This is a genomic window from Streptomyces ambofaciens ATCC 23877 (assembly GCF_001267885.1).
Classification (GTDB): domain Bacteria; phylum Actinomycetota; class Actinomycetes; order Streptomycetales; family Streptomycetaceae; genus Streptomyces; species Streptomyces ambofaciens.
The window spans coordinates 4,781,835-4,794,849 of record NZ_CP012382.1; the positions used below are offsets into that span (position 1 = coordinate 4,781,835).

Sequence of the window (13,015 nt, forward strand, 5' to 3'; positions counted from 1 at the left end):
TCAGGGCTGTCGTGATCGTCTTCGGTGACCAATGTCAGGACCACTCACTGAAGAAGCGAAGGCTACGAACCGTGCGTACGTACAGCCCCAAGCCCGGCGATGTGACCCGCCAGTGGCACGTCATCGACGCTCAGGACGTCGTCCTGGGTCGTCTGGCCACCACTGCGGCCTCCATCCTGCGCGGCAAGCACAAGCCGATCTACGCGCCCCACGTCGACACCGGTGACTTCGTCATCATCATCAACGCCGACAAGGTGCACCTCTCCGGCAACAAGCGGACCCAGAAGATGGCGTACCGCCACTCCGGGTACCCGGGCGGCCTGCGCTCCGTGCGCTACGACGAGCTGCTCGACAAGAACCCGGAGAAGGCCGTCGAGAAGGCCATCAAGGGCATGCTCCCGAAGAACTCCCTGGGCCGTCAGATGCTCTCGAAGCTGAAGGTCTACAAGGGTGACCAGCACCCGCACGGCGCGCAGCAGCCGCAGCCGTTCGAGATCACCCAGGTCGCGCAGTAGTTCCGGCCACCCCCTAAGACTGAAGAGAATCTGAGGAGCATCGTGGCCGAGACCACTGCCGAGCAGCCGCTCGAAGAGATCGACATCGACAGCTACACCACCGAGTCCGAGGTGCCCGTCGAGGGCGAGTACACCTCGGAGTCCATGGCCTCCGCCTTCGGCGAGCCCCAGCCGGCCGCCGGCCTGGGCCGTCGCAAGAACGCCATCGCCCGTGTCCGGATCGTCCCGGGCACCGGCAAGTGGAAGATCAACGGCCGCACCCTCGAGGACTACTTCCCGAACAAGGTGCACCAGCAGGAAGTCAACGAGCCCTTCAAGGTGCTCGAGCTCGAGGGCCGTTACGACATCATCGCCCGCATCGCGGGTGGCGGCGTCTCCGGCCAGGCCGGTGCGCTCCGTCTCGGTGTCGCCCGCGCCCTGAACGAGGCCGACGTGGACAACAACCGCGGCGCCCTCAAGAAGGCCGGCTTCCTGCGCCGCGACGACCGCGCGGTCGAGCGGAAGAAGGCCGGTCTGAAGAAGGCCCGCAAGGCTCCGCAGTACAGCAAGCGCTAAGCTTCGCTGCCTGTACTCCGAACGCCCCGGCGGCACGCCACTGTGCTGCCGGGGCGTTCGTTTATCCCCGTCGTTGGGCGTATAACGGCACAAGACGTTCAGACGTTCAGACGTTCAGAAGCTCCAATGCTTGTGTGATCGGATGGTCGGGCGGTGCGTTGCGACGCGCGGCCGTGACCACGGGAGCCGACCGTGCGGGCCGCACTAGCGGCCGGTTCCCGGAATTGACGTTTCCTCAGGAGGACAAGTGGGACGACTCTTCGGCACGGACGGCGTGCGCGGTGTCGCCAACGCGGATCTGACGGCCGAGCTGGCGCTCGGGCTCTCCGTCGCCGCGGCGCATGTACTGGCCGAGGCGGGCACCTTCGCCGGACACCGGCCGACCGCCGTGGTCGGCCGGGACCCGCGCGCCTCCGGGGAGTTCCTGGAAGCCGCCGTGGTCGCCGGTCTGGCCAGCGCCGGTGTGGACGTGCTGCGGGTCGGCGTGCTGCCGACGCCCGCGGTGGCCCACCTCACCGGCGCGCTCGGCGCCGACCTCGGCGTGATGCTCTCCGCGAGCCACAACGCCATGCCCGACAACGGCATCAAGTTCTTCGCCCGCGGCGGCCACAAGCTCGCCGACGAGCTGGAGGACCGCATCGAGTCCGTCTACGCCGAGCACCGCACGGGCGCCCCCTGGGAGCGCCCGACCGGCGGCGGCGTGGGCCGGGTGCGGGACTACGACGAGGGGCTCGACCAGTACGTCGCCCACCTCGTCGGCGTCCTCCCGAACCGCCTCGACGGGCTGAAGATCGTCCTCGACGAGGCGCACGGCGCGGCCCACCGGGTCTCGCCCGAGGCCTTCGCGCGGGCCGGGGCCGAGGTCGTCACCATCGGTGCCGTGCCGGACGGCCTCAACATCAACGACGGCTGCGGCTCGACCCACCTCGACCTGCTCAAGGCCGCCGTCGTCGAGCACGGCGCCGACCTGGGCATCGCGCACGACGGCGACGCCGACCGCTGCCTGGCCGTGGACCACACCGGCGCGGAGGTGGACGGCGACCAGATCCTGGCCGTGCTCGCGCTGGCGATGCGCGAGCGCGAGGCGCTGCGGTCCGACACCGTGGTGGCGACCGTCATGTCCAACCTGGGCTTCAAGCTCGCCATGGAGCGCGAGGGCATCCAGTTCGTGCAGACCGGCGTCGGCGACCGGTACGTCCTGGAGGAGATGAAGGCCAAGGGCTACGCCCTCGGGGGCGAGCAGTCCGGGCACGTCATCATCCTCGACCACGCCACCACCGGCGACGGCACGCTGACCGGCCTGATGCTGGCGGCGCGGGTCGCGCAGACCGGCCGTACCCTCCAGGACCTCGCGTCCGTGATGGAGCGGCTGCCGCAGGTGCTGATCAACGTGCCGGACGTGGACAAGTCGCGGGTGACGACCTCCGCGGAGCTCGCGACCGCCGTCGCGGAGTCGGAGCGGGAGCTCGGCAGCACCGGCCGGGTGCTGCTGCGTCCGTCGGGGACCGAGCCGCTGGTGCGGGTCATGGTCGAGGCGGCGGACATCGAGCAGGCCCGGTCGGTGGCCGGGCGGCTGGCCGACGCGGTGAAGTCCGCGCTGGGCTAGCGGGAAGCGGACGTGACGCGAGGGGCGGCCTTCGGGCCGCCCCTTCGCGTTCCGCCGGGCGGGGCGCGGTGTCACAGCTTGCGCAGGCTGAGCCGCTGCACCTTGTGGTCGGGGCCCTTGCGCAGGATCAGGGTGGCCCGGCCGCGGGTCGGTGCCACGTTCTCCACCAGGTTGGGCTTGTTGATGGTGCGCCAGGTGGTGCGGGCGTAGTCGAGCGCCTCCTCCTCGGACACCTGGGTGTACCTGCGGAAGTACGAGGACGGGTTCTGGAAGGCGGTCGCGCGCAGCTTGCGGAAGCGGCTGAGGTACCAGCGCTCGATGTCCTCGGTGCGGGCGTCGACGTACACGCTGAAGTCGAAGTAGTCGGCGAGCCCGACCCGGGTGCGGCCGTCCTTGCCGGGCAGCGCGGGCTGGAGCACGTTGAGGCCCTCGACGATCAGGATGTCGGGACGGCGCACGACGAGCCTCTGGTCCGGGACGATGTCGTAGATGAGGTGGGAGTAGACCGGGGCGGTCACCTCGGCCTTGCCCGCCTTGATGTCGGCGACGAACCGGGTGAGGGCCCGGCGGTCGTACGACTCGGGGAAGCCCTTGCGGGACATCAGGCCGCGGTCCTGGAGCTCCCTGGTGGGCAGCAGGAAACCGTCGGTCGTGACCAGCTCCACGCGCGGATGCTCGGGCCAGCGCGACAGCAGCGCCTGGAGCAGCCGGGCGACGGTGGACTTGCCGACCGCGACCGAGCCGGCGACCCCTATGACGAAGGGGGTGCCCGACTGGGAGCCCTGTTCACCGAGGAAGGTGTTCAGCGCGCCGCGCAGGCCGTCGGTGGCGCCGACGTAGAGGTTGAGGAGCCGGGACAGCGGGAGGTAGATGTCCCGCACCTCGTCGAGGTCGATGACGTCGCCGAGGCCGCGCAGCTTCTCGACCTCCTCGGCGGTCAGCGGCAGCGGCGTCTTGTCGCGCAGCGCGCTCCACTCGGGGCGGGTGAGGTCGACGTAGGGAGTCGCCTCCGGCCGCTGCCGGTGGGCGCTCCGGGGCATCGAGGGGACCGGAGAGATCACAGTCCATTGTTAACGGAGTTCGAACGCGGCGGCGGGTGGGGTGTGTCACGCCCGGCCGCGCCGTGTCCGCGGATGATCACGCCGGTGTCACGGTTCGGGTACCGGGTGGTACAGCGGTGACCGGCTGTCAGTTCCCTGTGCGTACAGTGCTCGCACATACGTGCGGACCCTCCGCCGTCCGGAAGAGAGAAACCCAACGTGAGACTGACCGCCGTCCGCCGTACCGCCCTCGCGGCCTCCGCCGCCGCCCTGGCCCTGCTCGTCACCGCCTGCGGCGGCTCCTCCGACGACGACGGCACGTCCGACGAGGGCAAGAACGGCGACACCTCCTCGGCGGCCCCCGCGGCGGCCGAGGCGCTCAGCGCCGCGGAGCTGGAGAAGGCGGCCCTGGCGCAGGCGGACGTCAAGAACGGCAAGGTCACCGAGGCGTCGGCGACGGACGACATCGCGAAGGACAAGGTCAAGGCGGAGAAGGCGGAGTGCCAGGCGCTCGCCCTCGCCGAGACCGGCGTCCCCCTGGGCGAGCCGGCGGCGACCGTGAAGCGGTCCTGGACGGAGGGGCCGAAGAAGCCCTCCGCGGACGCGGCGACCGAGGAGGCCATCGGTGACGCCTTCGACCTGGACAAGGCGCTGGTGACGCTGGCCACCTACGAAGACGGCGGCGCCGAGACGGTCCTCGCGGACGTGAAGAAGGCCGCCGGCGCCTGCGCCGGGGGGTTCGCCTTCACCGCCATGGGTGAGCAGGCGAAGATCGCCAAGGTCGCCGAGGACAAGGCGCCCGGCGGTGCCGACGAGGCGGTCGCGATGACCATGACGATGACCGGCGACGACGGCGACGCGTTCCCGGTCAAGGTGGTCGTCACCCGTAAGGGCTCCACCGTCGTCTCCTTCACCGTCCTCAACCTCGCCTCCGCGGGCACCGGCAAGGACTTCCCGTTCCCCACGGAGATCAGCGACGCCCAGCTCGCCAAGCTCGGCTGAGGACACCGCCGAGCCGCCGCACGCGGTGCACCGAAGTTCCCACCGGGGCGTTCGTACCCCGGTGGGAATTTCCGATTTCGGGCATGGGAAGGCCGGTTCGGGACCCGAACTGATCGTAGGCTGCCGGTCATGTGTGGAATCGTGGGATACGTGGGGTCTCAGTCGGCGCTCGATGTCGTACTGGCCGGACTGAAGCGGCTCGAGTACCGGGGATACGACTCGGCGGGCATCGCCGTGCTCGCGGACGGCGGCCTCGCCACCGCCAAGCGCGCCGGGAAACTCGTCAACCTGGACAAGGAACTGTCCGAACGGCCCCTGCCGACCGCCGCGACCGGCATCGGCCACACACGCTGGGCCACGCACGGGGGCCCGACCGACGCCAACGCCCACCCGCACCTCGACAACGCGGGCCGGGTGGCCGTGGTCCACAACGGCATCATCGAGAACTTCGCGCCGCTGCGGGACGAGCTGGCGGAACGCGGCCACGAACTGGCCTCCGAGACCGACACCGAGGTCGTCGCCCACCTGCTCGCCGAGGAGTTCTCCGCCTGCGCCGACCTCGCCGAGGCGATGCGGCTGGTGTGCCGGCGGCTGGAGGGCGCGTTCACGCTGGTCGCGGTGCACGCGGACGCGCCGGACGTGGTCGTGGGCGCGCGCCGCAACTCGCCGCTCGTGGTGGGCGTCGGGGAGGGCGAGTCCTTCCTCGCCTCGGACGTCGCGGCCTTCATCGCGCACACCCGGGACGCCATCGAGCTGGGCCAGGACCAGGTGGTGGAGCTGCGCAGGGACGGCGTGACCGTCACCGGCTTCGACGGCACCCCGGCCGACGTCCGCTCCTACCACGTCGACTGGGACGCCTCGGCCGCCGAGAAGGGCGGCTACGACTACTTCATGCTCAAGGAGATCGCCGAGCAGCCGAAGGCCGTCGCCGACACGCTGCTGGGCCGCGTGGACGGTTCCGGCACGCTCAGCCTCGACGAGGTGCGCATCCCCGCGAGCGTGCTCCGGGAGGTCGACAAGGTCGTCATCGTCGCGTGCGGTACGGCCTTCCACGCCGGGCTGATCGCGAAGTACGCCATCGAGCACTGGACGCGGGTGCCCTGCGAGGTGGAGCTGGCCAGCGAGTTCCGCTACCGCGACCCGATCCTCGACCAGCAGACCCTGGTGGTCGCCATCTCCCAGTCCGGCGAGACCATGGACACCCTGATGGCCCTGCGCCACGCCCGCGAGCAGGGCGCCAAGGTGCTGGCCATCTGCAACACCAACGGCTCCACCATCCCGCGCGAGTCCGACGCCGTGCTCTACACGCACGCCGGCCCCGAGGTCGCCGTCGCCTCCACCAAGGCCTTCCTCACCCAGCTGGTGGCCTGCTACCTGGTCGCCCTCTACCTCGGACAGGTGCGCGGCACGAAGTACGGGGACGAGATCCGCGACGTCATCCGCGACCTCTCGCAGATCGCCGGCGCGGTGGAACGGGTCCTGGAGACCATGGAACCGGTACGGGAACTCGCCCGCTCCCTCGCCCACAAGAACACGGTGCTGTTCCTGGGCCGCCACGTCGGTCATCCCGTCGCTCTCGAAGGCGCCCTGAAGCTCAAGGAGCTGGCGTACATGCACGCCGAGGGCTTCGCGGCGGGGGAGCTGAAGCACGGGCCGATCGCGCTGATCGAGGAGGACCTGCCGGTCGTCGTGGTGGTCCCGTCGCCGCGCGGGCGCTCGGTCCTGCACGACAAGATCGTGTCCAACATCCAGGAGATCCGGGCCAGGGGCGCCCGCACCATCGTCATCGCCGAGGAGGGCGACGAGGCGGTCGTCCCCTACGCCGACCACCTGGTCCGCATCCCGGTCACGCCGACCCTGCTCCAGCCGCTGGTGGCGACGGTGCCGCTGCAGGTCTTCGCCTGCGAGCTGGCGACCGCCCGGGGCAACGAGGTGGACCAGCCGCGGAACCTGGCCAAGTCGGTGACGGTGGAGTAGGCCCGTCAGCCGTCAGCCGTCAGCCGTCAGTCGTCAGCCGTCAGCGGTCAGCGGTCAGCCGTCAGCGGTCAGCCGTCAGCCGTCGGCGGGGCGGAGATCCGCGACCAGGCGGAAGCGCTCCAGCACCGTGGGCGTGCCGTCGTCCACGGTGAACTCCGGGTCGTCCAGGGCCGCGCGCATCTCCTCGCCGTGCCAGAACCGCTCGTGACCGGCCCGCCACTCGGCCACGCCCGTGTACCCCTCGCCCTCGTCCCGCACGTGGGCGAGGTCGACCCGGGCCAGCGGTACGACCCGCACCTCGGTCACCTCGACGACGGCGACGGGCCGGTCGTACGAGTCGACGACCACGGAGCGGTCGCCCACCGCCGGCAGCGGCTCCCCCGTGTGCTCGTGGTCGACGAGGAGTCCGGTCGTGGAGGTCTTCGACCCGTCGAGGATCGCGGCGACGAGCCGGTCCCGCAGGGGCCCGGGGAAGGCGAACTCCGCCCGGGGCAGGGAGGCGACGTCCGCGGGGGAGGAGGTGGGGTCCGGCGTCATGCGGTCACCGTAGCGACCCCGCCCCCGCGGCACACCCCGCTCGCCCACTCCGCCCTACGCCCACCCCGCTCCGCTCACCCCGCCCGGGTCACCTCCCGCCAGGCGCGGGAGATCGCGCCGGCGACGTCGTGCGCCCCCACCGGCGCTCCCTCCGCCGCGAACCGCCCCGCCAACCCGTGCAGGTACGCCCCCGCGCTCCCCGCGTCCCGTGCCGAGAGCCCCGCCGCCAGCAGCGACCCGGCCAGCCCGGACAGCACGTCCCCGCTGCCCGCCGTGGCGAGCCACGACGTCCCCGTCGCGTTGACCCGCACCGGCCCTCCCTCCGCCCCGGCGACCACCGTCGTCGACCCCTTCAGCAGCACCGTCGCCCCGTAGTGACCCGCCAGCTCCCGCGCCGAGGCCAGCCGCGCCCCCTCGACCTCGGCCCGGCTCACACCGAGCAGCGCCGCCGCCTCCCCGGCGTGCGGCGTCATCAGCGTCGGGGCGCCGCGCCCGCGCACCGCCCGCGCGTCCGCCAGCCGCAGCCCGTCCGCGTCGATCAGCACCGGCACCTCGGCCGCCAGCACCTCCGCCACGGTCCCGGCGTCGTCACCGGCCCCCGGCCCGACGACCCACGCCTGCACCCGCCCCGCCCGCTTCGGCCCCTGGTCCGACACCAGCGTCTCCGGGTAACGGGCGATCACCGCGTCCCCGGCCGGACCGACGTACCGCACCGCCCCGGCCCCGCCCCGCAGCGCCCCGGCGACGGCGAGCACGGCCGCGCCCGGATAGCGGGCCGACCCGGCGGCGATGCCGACGACCCCGCGCCGGTACTTGTCGCTCTCGGTCCCCGGCACCGGCAGCAGCCGCGCCACGTCGGCGTGCTGCAACGCCTCCAGCCCGGCCCCGTCGGCCGGCAGCGGCAGACCGATGTCCACCAGCCGCACCGACCCGGCGTACTCCCGCGCGGGATCGATCAGCAGCCCCGGCTTGTGCGCCCCGAACGTCACCGTCAGGTCGGCCCGTACGGCCGCCCCGCGCACCTGCCCGGTGTCCGCGTCGACGCCGCTCGGCAGGTCCACGGCGACGACGGCGGCCCGGGACCGCGCGGCCGCGTCCGCGAGCGGCACCGCCTCCTCGCGCAGCCCGCCCCGGCCGCCGATCCCGACGATGCCGTCGACGACCAGGTCGGCCCGCGCGATCAGGTCGCCGGACGCCCCGCCACCGGCCTCCACGACCCGCCCGCCGGCCCGCCGCAGGGCCGCCAGCCCGCCGCCGTGCGCCCGCTCCGGCGTCAGCAGCACGGCCGTCACACCCGCCCCGCGCCGGGCCAGCCGAGCCCCGGCGTACAGGGCGTCGCCGCCGTTGTCCCCGCTGCCGACCAGCAGCACCACCCGGCTGCCGTAGACCCGGCCGGCCACCCGCCCGAGCACCTCCGCGCAGGCGGCGGCCAGACCGGCCGCCGCCCGGTGCATCAACGCCCCCTCCGGCAGCCGTGCCATCAGCTCACGTTCGGCCGTCCTGACCATCTCCACGCTGTACGCAGTCCGCATGCCGTCGAGTCTTCCCCGTACACCGCGAACGCTCACGAGTCCCGTGCGGGACAGTTGTCCCATGGGCGACGACGAGACGGCACAGGTGATGACCTCGCTCGGGACGCGCCTGCGCGCCATCCGCCAGGCCCGCGGCCTCACGCTCGCCCAGCTCGGCACCGCCACCGGCATCTCCGTGAGCACGCTGTCCCGGCTGGAGTCGGGGCAGCGCGAGCCGGGGCTGCGGCACCTCCTGCCGCTGGCCCGGGCGCACCGGCTGCCCCTGGACGACCTGGTCGGCTCCCGCACCGGCGACCCCCGGGTGCACCCGCGTCCCTTCACCCGACACGGCCAGACCTGGGTCCCGCTCACCCGGAACCCGGGCGACGGGCTGCACGCCTACAAGCAGATCCTCCCCGCGCCGGCCACCCCGCGGACCGCGTGGACCCCCCGCCCCGCACAGGGATCGCACGAGGGCCACGAATGGCTCCACGTGCTCTCCGGCCGCCTGCTCCTCGCCCTGGGCGACCACGACCTCGTCCTGACGGCCGGCGAGACGGCGGAGTTCGACACCCGCGTCCCGCACGGCCTCGCCAACGCCGGTGACCAGCCCGTCGAATGGCTCGCCCTGTACGGCGCCCAGGGCGAGCGCATGCACATCCGGGTCCGGCCGACCGGGGGCTGAGCGGGGGAGGGGCCGAGGGCGGAGGGGGTGCCTAGCCCTCCGCGATCACCACGGCGGACGCGATCCCCGCGTCGTGGCTCAGCGACACGTGCCACGACGCCACGCCCAGTTCCGCCGCCCGCGCCGCCACCGTCCCCAAGACCCGGAGCCGCGGCTGCCCGCTGTCCTCGACGTACACCTCGGCGTCCGTCCAGAGCAGCCCCGCCGGCGCGCCGAGCGCCTTGGCCAGCGCCTCCTTCGCCGCGAACCGGGCGGCGAGCGAGGCGATGCCCCGGCGTTCCCCGCTGGGCAGGAGCAACTCGCTCTCCAGGAAGAGCCGCCGGGCCATGGCCGGCGTACGTTCCAGCGACACCCCGAACCGCTCGACCTCGGCCACGTCGATCCCGACCCCGATGATGCTCATGCCGGGCACCCTAACGACCGGCGGGTGCCGTCGTCGCCGTCGGGCGCTGCGCCTCGAGGGGGGTCCGGCCGCTCTGAGAGACTGTGGGCACGATGAGTGAGACAGCTGCTCGGCGGGACGCGGTACTGCGGGCCCGGGCCGAGATCGACCTGGCCGCCCTGCGGGCCAACGTCCGCGCACTGCGCGAGCGGGCCCCCGGGGCGGCTCTCATGGCCGTCGTCAAGGCCGACGGCTACGGCCACGGTGCGATCCCGTGCGCCCGCGCGGCCGTCGAGGCGGGCGCGGCCTGGCTGGGCACCGCCACGCCGCAGGAGGCCCTCGCGCTGCGCGCGGAGGCCGGACTGCCCGACGACGTGCGGATCATGTGCTGGCTGTGGACGCCGGGCGGCCCCTGGCGGGAGGCCGTCGAGGCCCGTCTCGACGTGTCCGTCAGCGGCATGTGGGCGCTGGAGGAGGTCGCCCGGGCGGCACGGGCGGCCGGCACCGCCGCCCGCGTGCAGCTCAAGGCCGACACCGGCCTCGGCCGGGGCGGCTGCCAGCCGGGCGAGGACTGGACCGAGCTGGTCCGGGCGGCCCTGCGCGCGCAGGACGAGGGGCTGCTGCGCGTCACCGGGCTCTGGTCGCACTTCGCCCGCGCCGACGAGCCCGGGGACCCCTCCATCGCCGCCCAGCTCACCCGCTTCCGGGAGATGACGGCGTACGCCGAGGAGCAGGGGGTGCGCCCCGACGTGCGGCACATCGCCAACTCGCCGGCCACGCTCACCCTCCCGGAGACCCACTTCGACCTCGTCCGGCCGGGCATCGCCATGTACGGCGTCTCGCCCAGCCCCGAGATCGGCACCCCCGCCGACTTCGGACTGCGCCCCGTGATGACGCTGTCCGCCTCGCTGGCCCTGGTCAAGCAGGTCCCCGGCGGTCACGGCGTCAGCTACGGGCACCACTACGTCACCCCCGGCGAGACCACCCTCGGCCTCGTGCCCCTCGGCTACGCGGACGGCGTACCGCGCCACGCCTCCTCCACCGGGCCCGTCCTGGTCGACGGCAAGTGGCGCACGGTCGCGGGGCGGATCGCGATGGACCAGTTCGTCGTCGACCTGGGCGGGGACCGGCCGGAGCCGGGTGCCGAGGCGGTGCTGTTCGGGCCCGGGGACCGGGGCGAACCCACCGCCGAGGACTGGGCCCAGGCGGCGGGCACCATCGCGTACGAGATCGTCACCCGGATCGGAACGCGGGTTCCGCGCGTCTACGTCGACGAGTGACGCGCCTCGCCCCGCGGAGCGGCGGGCCCGGCGGACCCGACCGGTCCGGCGTGCATGACCGACGCGTTCGGGTGAATCAGGAACAAGAGGGGAATCCGCACAGCGGCCCGGCGAGGAGGAGCGGTACGTGAGCGAGAGCAGCGCGGAGGTCGTCGCCGACGTGGCCGCGGCGGCCGTCGCCTCCGCCACGGAGGCCGCCACCGAGGTCGCCGTCGGCGGCTGGCGCCGGGCGACCGGTGTCGCCGGTGTCGCGATAGGCGTGGTCGCGGCGGGCGCCGCGGCCGGAGTGGCGATAGAGCGGCTCACCGTCGGCCGCGGGATCCGGCAGAAGGCGCGGCTCGCCCTCGACTCGGCGGGACCGTACGGCGGACTGCGCGGCACCCCCGGCAGGGCGTACGCCGACGACGGCACCGAGCTGTACTACGAGGTCGACGACGTCGACCCGGAGACGGAGTCCGCGCTCACCCGGCGCCGCCGGCGGCTGTTCGGCCGCAAGGCACCCGCTCCCGTGACCGTCGTCTTCAGCCACGGCTACTGCCTCAACCAGGATTCCTGGCACTTCCAGCGGGCGGCCCTCAGGGGCGTCGTGCGCACCGTGCACTGGGACCAGCGCAGCCACGGCCGCTCCGGGCGGGGCGTGTCCCAGGTGCGGGACGGCCGGCCGGTCACCATCGAGGAACTGGGCCGCGACCTGAAGGCCGTCATCGACGCGGCCGTGCCCGAGGGCCCGGTCGTCCTGGTCGGGCACTCCATGGGCGGGATGACGGTGATGGCCCTGGCCGACGGCTTCCCCGACCTGGTCCGCGAGCGGGTCGTCGGCGTGGCCCTCGTCGGTACCTCGTCCGGACGGCTCGGCGAGGTCAACTTCGGGCTGCCGGTGGCCGGGGTCAACGCGGTCCGGCGGGTGCTGCCCGGTGTGCTGAAGGCGCTGGGGCAGCGGGCCGAGCTGGTGGAGAAGGGGCGGCGGGCGACGGCGGACCTCTTCGCCGGAATCATCAAGCGGTACTCGTTCGCGTCCCGGGAGGTCGACCCGGCCGTGGCCCGCTTCGCCGAGCGGATGATCGAGTCCACGCCGATCGACGTGGTCGCCGAGTACTACCCGGCCTTCAACGACCACGACAAGACCGCGGCCCTCGCCCACTTCGCCGGCCTGCCGGTCCTGGTCCTGGCCGGTGTGCGGGACCTGGTCACGCCGAGCGAGCACAGCGAGGCCATCGCCGACCTGCTGCCGGACGCGGAGCTGGTGCTCGTCCCCGACGCGGGGCACCTGGTGATGCTGGAGCATCCCGAGCTGGTCACCGACCGCCTCGCCGACCTGCTGGCCCGCGCGGGCGCGGTGCCCGCAGCGGCTACCGTTGACGGCTATGGAAGCACCAGCAGCACCGCAGGGCCCGGCTGAGCCCTCCGGCCCCTCCGCGCCCGCCCCCGACGTCGAGATCACCGTCACCTCCCCGGAGCAGATGCGGGAACTGGGCCGCAAGCTCGCCGCCCTGCTGCGCGCCGGTGACCTGCTGATGCTGAGCGGGGAGCTGGGCGCGGGCAAGACGACCCTGACCCGGGGACTCGGCGAGGGCATGGGAGTGCGCGGCGCCGTCACCTCCCCGACCTTCGTGATCGCCCGTGTGCACCCCTCCCTCGGTGACGGTCCGCCGCTCGTCCACGTCGACGCCTACCGGCTGTCGGGCGGCCTGGACGAGATGGAGGACCTCGACCTCGACGTCTCGCTGTCCGACTCGGTGATCGTGGTGGAGTGGGGCGAGGGCAAGGTCGAGGAGCTGACCGAGGACCGGTTGCAGCTGCGGATCGAGCGGGCGGTGGGCGACACCACCGACGAGGTGCGGCACGTGACGCTGACGGGCGTCGGCGAGCGCTGGGCGGCGGCCGGCCTGAGCGTGCTCGCCGGCTGAGCCGCGGCCGCCGCGGGC

General features: G+C 73.3%; 13 protein-coding genes. 9 read left to right on the forward strand and 4 right to left on the reverse strand.

Features of this window, described 5'->3' with window-relative positions; genetic code table 11:
* The first annotated feature begins 71 nt into the window (after window positions 1–71).
* The 3 genes from rplM (at window position 72) to glmM (ending at window position 2,676) form a co-directional block, all read left to right on the forward strand.
* On the forward strand, window positions 72–515 hold the full coding sequence (gene rplM / locus SAM23877_RS21490) for a 50S ribosomal protein L13 (RefSeq protein WP_003974239.1): 444 nt from the start codon (window positions 72–74) through the stop codon (window positions 513–515).
* A gap of 42 nt (window positions 516–557) precedes the next feature.
* Complete coding sequence (gene rpsI, locus SAM23877_RS21495; protein ID WP_052839842.1) at window positions 558–1,070, forward strand: 30S ribosomal protein S9; 513 nt, start codon at window positions 558–560, stop codon at window positions 1,068–1,070.
* Between the two features lie 247 nt (window positions 1,071–1,317).
* Complete coding sequence (gene glmM, locus SAM23877_RS21500) at window positions 1,318–2,676, forward strand: phosphoglucosamine mutase (RefSeq protein WP_053135653.1); 1,359 nt, start codon at window positions 1,318–1,320, stop codon at window positions 2,674–2,676.
* 71 nt (window positions 2,677–2,747) lie between these two features.
* On the opposite strand, the gene coaA is transcribed toward glmM, so the two are convergent.
* On the reverse strand, window positions 2,748–3,716 hold the full coding sequence (gene coaA, locus SAM23877_RS21505; RefSeq protein WP_162492119.1) for a type I pantothenate kinase: 969 nt from the start codon (window positions 3,714–3,716) through the stop codon (window positions 2,748–2,750).
* Window positions 3,717–3,935: 219 nt separating this feature from the next.
* On the opposite strand from coaA, the gene SAM23877_RS21510 reads away from it, so the two are divergent.
* Both SAM23877_RS21510 and glmS read left to right on the forward strand, forming a co-directional pair.
* Window positions 3,936–4,718: a hypothetical protein gene (locus tag SAM23877_RS21510; RefSeq protein ID WP_053135659.1), complete on the forward strand. Its 783-nt coding sequence runs from the start codon at window positions 3,936–3,938 to the stop codon at window positions 4,716–4,718.
* 129 nt (window positions 4,719–4,847) lie between these two features.
* Entirely contained in the window at window positions 4,848–6,695 is a 1,848-nt protein-coding gene (gene glmS, locus SAM23877_RS21515; RefSeq protein ID WP_053135662.1) for a glutamine--fructose-6-phosphate transaminase (isomerizing), read from the forward strand.
* A 75-nt stretch (window positions 6,696–6,770) separates the two neighbouring features.
* Here glmS and SAM23877_RS21520 read toward each other — a convergent pair whose 3' ends face one another.
* The gene (locus SAM23877_RS21520; protein ID WP_053135667.1) at window positions 6,771–7,232 is read right to left on the reverse strand and encodes an ASCH domain-containing protein; all 462 of its coding nucleotides are present in this window, start codon (window positions 7,230–7,232) and stop codon (window positions 6,771–6,773) included.
* A 74-nt stretch (window positions 7,233–7,306) separates the two neighbouring features.
* Entirely contained in the window at window positions 7,307–8,764 is a 1,458-nt protein-coding gene (locus SAM23877_RS21525) for an NAD(P)H-hydrate dehydratase (RefSeq protein WP_079030345.1), read from the reverse strand.
* A 61-nt stretch (window positions 8,765–8,825) separates the two neighbouring features.
* Here SAM23877_RS21525 and SAM23877_RS21530 point away from each other — a divergent pair, with 61 nt between their 5' ends.
* A complete protein-coding gene (locus tag SAM23877_RS21530; protein ID WP_053135672.1) occupies window positions 8,826–9,428 on the forward strand; it encodes a helix-turn-helix domain-containing protein in 603 nt (200 codons plus the stop codon).
* Window positions 9,429–9,459: 31 nt separating this feature from the next.
* Here the strand turns inward: SAM23877_RS21530 and SAM23877_RS21535 are convergent, their stop codons facing one another.
* Complete coding sequence (locus SAM23877_RS21535; protein WP_053135674.1) at window positions 9,460–9,831, reverse strand: holo-ACP synthase; 372 nt, start codon at window positions 9,829–9,831, stop codon at window positions 9,460–9,462.
* 92 nt (window positions 9,832–9,923) lie between these two features.
* Between SAM23877_RS21535 and alr the strand changes: the two genes are divergently transcribed.
* The 3 genes from alr to tsaE all read left to right on the forward strand — a co-directional run bounded on the left by alr (window position 9,924) and on the right by tsaE (window position 12,997).
* Entirely contained in the window at window positions 9,924–11,090 is a 1,167-nt protein-coding gene (gene alr / locus SAM23877_RS21540; protein WP_053135677.1) for an alanine racemase, read from the forward strand.
* A 127-nt stretch (window positions 11,091–11,217) separates the two neighbouring features.
* Window positions 11,218–12,489 carry an alpha/beta fold hydrolase gene (locus tag SAM23877_RS21545; RefSeq protein WP_053135680.1) on the forward strand — a complete coding sequence of 424 codons (1,272 nt, stop codon included), beginning with the start codon at window positions 11,218–11,220 and terminating at the stop codon, window positions 12,487–12,489.
* Window positions 12,455–12,997, forward strand: coding sequence for a tRNA (adenosine(37)-N6)-threonylcarbamoyltransferase complex ATPase subunit type 1 TsaE (gene tsaE, locus SAM23877_RS21550; RefSeq protein ID WP_053135683.1), 543 nt, complete (start codon window positions 12,455–12,457; stop codon window positions 12,995–12,997). Before SAM23877_RS21545 ends, tsaE begins: the two co-directional genes overlap by 35 nt.
* Window positions 12,998–13,015: the final 18 nt, after the last annotated feature.